The sequence below is a fragment of the Streptomyces glaucescens genome (assembly GCF_002154375.1).
Taxonomy (GTDB): domain Bacteria; phylum Actinomycetota; class Actinomycetes; order Streptomycetales; family Streptomycetaceae; genus Streptomyces; species Streptomyces glaucescens.
Genome location: NZ_MUND01000704.1, coordinates 1 through 1,144, shown reverse-complemented (window position 1 = coordinate 1,144; position 1,144 = coordinate 1). Strand labels below are relative to the sequence as shown.

Sequence of the window (1,144 nt, the reverse complement as noted above, 5' to 3'; positions counted from 1 at the left end):
GGCGCGCACCACCGCGGCCCGCCGGGAACTGGCCGAGCGCGGCGGGCCGCGGTGGTGCGCGCCGTGCGGGCGGTGGTGCCGGGGCTGGAGTTCGTCAACGGCGGCGGCACGGGCAGTGTGCAGCACACGGTGGCGGAGGACGCGGTGACGGAGGTCGCGGCGGGGTCCGGGCTCTATCTGCCGCGGCTGTTCGACAACTACACCTCGTTCAGCGGGCGTCCGGCCGCGCTGTTCGCGCAGCCGGTGGTGCGGCGGCCCGGGGTGGGCGTGGTGACGGTGCTCGGCGGGGGCTATCCGGCCTCCGGCGCGGCGGGCCGGGACCGGCTGCCGGTGCCGTACCTGCCCGAGGGGCTGCGCTACGACCCGCAGGAGGGGGCCGGCGAGGTGCAGACCCCGCTGCTGGGCTCGCCCGCCGACGATCTGCTGATCGGCGACAAGGTGTGGTTCCGGCACGCCAAGGCGGGTGAGCTGTGCGAGCGGTTCGACGCGCTGCACCTGGTCGAGGGCGACCGGGTGACGGCGACCGTGCCGACGTACCGGGGCGAGGGCCGTACGTTCCTGTAGCGGCTCAGCCGGGTCCGACGCTGCTGCCCACGCCGCCGCCCGGGTCGGTGTCGCCGCGCACGCGGATGCCCTTGGTGATGCGGTCCATGTCGCCCGGCGGCGGGCCGTCCTCGCCCGCGTCGAAGACGTAGCGGACGATGACCGGCGACTCGGTGCCGACGCTGGACTGGAAGGCGAGGGACTGGACGTAGCCGCCGGGCCCCTCGGCGGTCGTGACGCGCCAGCGCACGAAGTACCCGGCGCGGCCCGCCACGGCGACCGGTCCGGAGTCGACGAGCCGGTGGGACTCGACGCCGCCGTAGGGGCGCCGGCCGAGGGCGTCGCGGTCGTAGGCCTCGTCGGCGGCTTCGGCGATGTCGTCCTCGGCGAGGGCCTTCGGTGAGGTCTCGTCGGTGGCGGTGGCCGTGCGGGAGAAGACCATGCCGTGGCGGCAGAAGCCGGTGCCGCTCGGGCAGTCGTAGGTGCCGTCGGTGGTCATCACGACGTTCTCCTGGCTGACGCCGCGGGGGCGGACCCAGCCGTCGAGCAGGGGGAACGTGATGCCGTTGAGCTGGTCCTCGACGACGGCCGGGTCGTCGGC

General features: G+C 75.4%; 2 pseudogenes. One reads left to right on the top strand and one right to left on the bottom strand.

From position 1 onward, the window contains the following. Positions 1 to 564: pseudogene (locus tag CCN42_RS35455) on the top strand (type III PLP-dependent enzyme domain-containing protein); the annotation flags it as partial. Between the two features lie 4 nt (positions 565 to 568). Here the strand turns inward: CCN42_RS35455 and CCN42_RS35450 are convergent. After that, a pseudogene (locus CCN42_RS35450) lies at positions 569 to 1,144 on the bottom strand (hypothetical protein); the annotation flags it as partial.